This is a genomic window from Rugamonas violacea (assembly GCF_016461825.1).
GTDB lineage: Bacteria > Pseudomonadota > Gammaproteobacteria > Burkholderiales > Burkholderiaceae_D > Rugamonas.
The window spans coordinates 1-4,468 of sequence record NZ_JAEMNU010000142.1; the positions used below are offsets into that span (position 1 = coordinate 1).

General features: G+C 64.0%; 3 protein-coding genes. 2 read left to right on the forward strand and 1 reads right to left on the reverse strand.

All coding sequences use genetic code 11. The features are described from left to right. Positions 1 to 680: 680 nt before the first annotated feature. Entirely contained in the window at positions 681 to 1,619 is a 939-nt protein-coding gene (locus tag H7U20_RS26900) for a LysR family transcriptional regulator (RefSeq protein ID WP_199762220.1), read from the reverse strand. A 128-nt stretch (positions 1,620 to 1,747) separates the two neighbouring features. Here H7U20_RS26900 and H7U20_RS26905 point away from each other — a divergent pair, with 128 nt between their 5' ends. Together H7U20_RS26905 and H7U20_RS26910 are read left to right on the forward strand one after the other, a co-directional pair. Next, complete coding sequence (locus tag H7U20_RS26905; protein WP_199762221.1) at positions 1,748 to 2,965, forward strand: urate hydroxylase PuuD; 1,218 nt, start codon at positions 1,748 to 1,750, stop codon at positions 2,963 to 2,965. A gap of 190 nt (positions 2,966 to 3,155) precedes the next feature. After that, positions 3,156 to 4,388 (forward strand): M20/M25/M40 family metallo-hydrolase, encoded by a 1,233-nt coding sequence (locus H7U20_RS26910; RefSeq protein WP_199762222.1) that lies wholly within the window; start codon positions 3,156 to 3,158, stop codon positions 4,386 to 4,388. Positions 4,389 to 4,468 lie beyond the last annotated feature (80 nt).

Consider the following 4,468-nt stretch of genomic DNA (forward strand, 5'->3'; position numbering starts at 1 on the left):
ACAACTACTTTCGTAAGTGCTTGAATGTAGACGGATCTATCGCCCGCTCCATTGTCGGTCAGGCAAAATTCGCCAGCTGTCGAGATGTGTATAAACCTATGGACTAAGGGCCACCTCGAATCCGGTTTTGACTGTGTGAGAGTTTGACAAGTTTGTCAAATGGAAGTGTCCGGAAATGTCAGGCTACCTCACTACACGCATAGGTTTATACACATCTTTTTTCGCCAATAAAATCAAACACTTACAAAGCACCAGCTGTTGCAGAAACAGCAATCCCGGAGTGCCTGCCCGATGGATTTCCCGTCAACGCACAACGACTTTGCTCAATTTTTAAGCAAAAACACTCAAAAAGTGCGGTTCTTGCGGGCCAGTGCGACGGTCAGAAAAAGATGTGTGTAAACCTATGCACTACACGGGAGGCAGGCAGGCCGGCGCCGGCCGGTTCTTGGTCGACTCGGCGGTCGTCGCGCCGGCCACGGCGGACTCGCCGGCTAGTCCATGTTGTGGCACCGTGCATACAGTCTGTGATCGTATATCGCGTCGGTATTGAAAACTATCCGCCACCGCTGGTGAAGGCTCGTTTCAAAAAACACCGCAGCGGTGTAGTGGCTCCTCGCCGTGCCGCTGTACGGTTTTCGTCGCCACGCATGGCCGCGCCCATGTTGAAGCCAGCGCGGGTTCTATTGCGGCAGCAGCGCCTTGGCGGCGGCGCTGACCTGGTCGCGCAGCCACTTGTGTTCGGGCGCCTGGTGCACCCGCTCGTGCCACAACTGGTAGAAGCGCATCGCCGGGAACTTGACCGGCACGCTGAAGGTCTTCAGCGGCAGCGTTCTTTCGTAGTAGCGGACGAACTGGCGGCCGGTGGTCAGCACCAGGTCGGTCTGCGTCAGCATGTAGGGGATCAGGCCGAAGTAGGCCGATTCGACCATCACGTTGCGCTGCAGGTTTTGGCTGGCCAGGAAGGTGTCGATCACGCCGTGGTAGCCGGGCAGGATCTGCGACGGCGCCACGTGCGGCAGGCTCAAATAGTCGGCCAGGGTCATGGCGTCGCTGTCGGTGCGCATCGCATACGCACTGTCGGCGCGCATGGTGCAGATGATCGGGTCCTCGAACAGCTTGGAGATGTGCAGGTGCTGCGGCGGCTCGTCCCAGTTGGCGATGACCAGGTCCATGTCGCCGTCGGACAGCAGGCGGATGTAGTCGATGCCCGGCCCCAGGCTGTGGATCACCACCTTCGACAGCGGCGAGCCGCGCCGCAGCGCCGCCACGATATTCGGCAGGAACTGGCTGTCCAGATAGTCCGGCGCGGCGATGTGGAAGGTGCGCGACTCCTCCTGCGGCACGAAGGGCGTCTTCTTGACGAACAGGTTCTCGGTCTCGTCGAGGATGCGCTTGGCCGGCTTGAGCAGGCTCTCGCCGTGCTGGGTCGGCACCATGCCGCGCGCGCCGCGCACCAGCAGCGGGTCGCCGGTCAGCTCGCGCAGCTTGCGCAGCGAGGCCGAGATCGACGGCTGCGGTTGGTTCAGTTTGAGCGCCACGCGCGAGACGTTTTTTTCCACCAGCAGCAGGTAAAGGATGCGGATCAGGTGCAGGTCGAGGTGTAGCGGCAGGGAGGCCATGGCGTCGCTTATATTGAATCGGATATGTTGAATATACGATATATTTCATCTGGCCGGAATCAATACCGGCTATCTTCTGTAAATTCGCCGCACATATTGCCAAAAAATATAATCCCAAAAAGGAAGCCATGGACTTGTTTGCCTATTTGATCCCGTACGGCCTGGAATGGCTCAACCTGATCGTCCGCTGGCTCCACGTGATCACCGGCATCGCCTGGATCGGCGCCTCGTTCTACTTCGTCTGGCTGGACAATTCGATCCGCCCGCCGGCGCCCGGTTCCGAGCTGGCCAAGAAGGGCGTCTCGGGCGAGCTGTGGGCGGTGCACGGCGGCGGTTTCTACAACCCGCAAAAATACCTGGTGGCGCCGGCCGAACTGCCGAAGCAGCTGCACTGGTTCAAATGGGAGGCCTACAGCACCTGGCTGTCCGGCTTCGCGCTGCTGAGCATCGCCTACTACTTCAACGCCCAGGCGATGATGATCGATAAATCGGTGGCCGACATCGGCAGTTGGCAGGCGGTCGGCATCGGCCTCGGCAGCCTGCTGCTGGGCTGGACCGTGTACGACCTGTTGTGCCGCTCGCCGTTGGGCAAGCACGACTTCTGGTTTGGCGTGGTGGTGTTCGCGCTGATCGTCGCCGCCGGTTGCGGCCTGACCCATTGGCTCAGCGGCCGCGCCGCCTACATCCACGTCGGCGCGATGATCGGCACCATCATGGTGGCCAACGTGCTGATGCTGATCATTCCCGGCCAGCGCAAGATGGTCGAAGCCATGGCGGCCGGCGGCCTGCCCGATCCGGTGCACGGCCAGCGCGCCAAGCAGCGCAGCGTGCACAACAACTACTTCACGCTGCCGGTGCTGTTCATCATGATCAGCAACCACTACGCGATGACCTACCGCAACGACCGCGCCTGGCTGGTGCTGGCCTTCATCATGGCCGCCGGCGTGTTGATCCGCCACTTCTTCAACCTGCGCCACAAGGGCCGCACCGAGTGGCGTTATCCGCTCGCCGGCGTGGCGCTGTTGTTGGCCGTGGCGGTGGCGATCGCGCCGCCGCGCCCGGCCGCCGCCGTGGCCGTGGCCGATCCGGCCGCCGCCTTCGCCAAGGTGCGGGCCATCGTCACGCAGCGTTGCGTCAGCTGCCACTCGGCCCATCCCAGCCAGCCCGGCTTCGCCACCGCGCCGGCCGGCGTGATGTTCGACGGCGCCGAGCAGATCCGCCAACAGTCGGAGAAGATCTACAAACAGGCGGTGCAGCTGAAGGCCATGCCGATCGGAAACATGACGAATATGAGCGAGGCCGAACGGGCCGTCATCGGCGCCTGGTTCGAAGCCGGCGCCAAATAACACCGAACACCGCGCAAGCAAGCGCGCAAGCGGGGGCAGCAGCAAGCGGGGTCAGCAGCAACAAGCGGGGTCAGTGCCGACATTCGGACACGAACTGAGCAATAGGGCCGGGAACTTTGCCCGTACGGTTGAGCTTGTGTCCGAATGTCGGCACTGACCCCCACGGGAAATCAGGATTAAGGATAGGGATATGAATTCGAGCAAGGAACAACTGGCCAGCTGGATCGACGCGCACTTCGACGAGGAGGTCGGCTTTTTGCAGCAGGTGCTGCGCGTGCCGACCGACACGCCGCCGGGCAACAACGCGCCGCACGCCGACACCGTCGCCGAGCTGGTCAAGGCCTACGGCTGGAGCGCCGAGAAGCACGCCGTGCCGCAGCAGACGGTGCGCGACTACGGCATGGAGAGCATCACCAACCTGATCGTGCGCCGCCCCTACCAGGCCGGCGGCCCGACCGTGGCGCTGAACGCCCACGGCGACGTGGTGCCGCCGGGCGAGGGCTGGACCTTCCCACCCTACGCCGGCGTGGTGCGGGACGGCTTTATCTACGGCCGCGCCGCCGCCGTCTCCAAGTGCGACTTCGCCACCTACATCTTCGCCACGCGCGCGCTGGAGGCGCTGGGCGTGCCGCTGAAGGGCGCGCTGGAGCTGCACTTCACCTACGACGAGGAGTTCGGCGGCCTGCTCGGCCCGGGCTGGCTGCTGGAGCAGAAATTGACCAAGCCGGACTTCGTCATCGCCGCCGGCTTCAGCTACAACATCGTCACCGCGCACAACGCCTGCCTGCAGTTCGAGATCACCGTGCTGGGCAAGTCCGGCCACGGCGCCATGCCGGAGACGGGACACGACGCTTTGCAGGCGGCCACGCGCATCCTCAACGCTTTATACGACCAGCTGCCGGAACTGAAGAAGATCAAGTCCGAGGTGGCGGGCATCGACTCGCCGACCATGCTGGTCGGGCGTATCGACGGCGGCACCAACACCAACGTGGTGCCGGGCCAGGTGGTGATGAAGATGGACCGCCGCATGATTCCGGAGGAAGACCCGGTGGCGGTGGAGGCGCAGGTGCGCGCGCTGATCGAGGACGCCGTGCGCGGCCAGCCCGGCATCCGCGTCGAGATCAAGCGCCTGCTGCTGTCGCACGCCTTGCGGCCGCAGCCGGGCAGCGAGCAACTGGTGGCGCACCTTCAGCAGAACGCGCAGACGGTCATCGGCGAGCTGATTCCGGCCCAGGGCACGCCGCTGTACGCCGACGCGCGCCTGTATGGCGAGCACGGTATTCCGGCGGTGCTGTACGGCGCCGGGCCGCGCACGGTGCCGGAGTCGAACGCCAAGAAGGGCGATGAGCGCCTGGCGCTGGAGGACCTGCGCAAGGCCACCAAGGTGGTGGCGATGACGCTGCTGGACTTCCTCGGCGCCTGATCCCGGCGGCGCCGTGCGCGCCGCCTTCGTCAAGACGTCGGCGGCGCCGGCCAAACCCAGCGGCAAAGAGCCGGGGGGGG

What these genes read in the sequence shown, in the direction of transcription:
- H7U20_RS26900 (WP_199762220.1), bottom strand. Translation starts at nt 1,619, where the DNA reads ATGGCCTCCCTGCCGCTACACCTCGACCTGCACCTGATCCGCATCCTT.
- H7U20_RS26905 (WP_199762221.1), top strand. Translation starts at nt 1,748, where the DNA reads ATGGACTTGTTTGCCTATTTGATCCCGTACGGCCTGGAATGGCTCAAC.
- H7U20_RS26910 (WP_199762222.1), top strand. Translation starts at nt 3,156, where the DNA reads ATGAATTCGAGCAAGGAACAACTGGCCAGCTGGATCGACGCGCACTTC.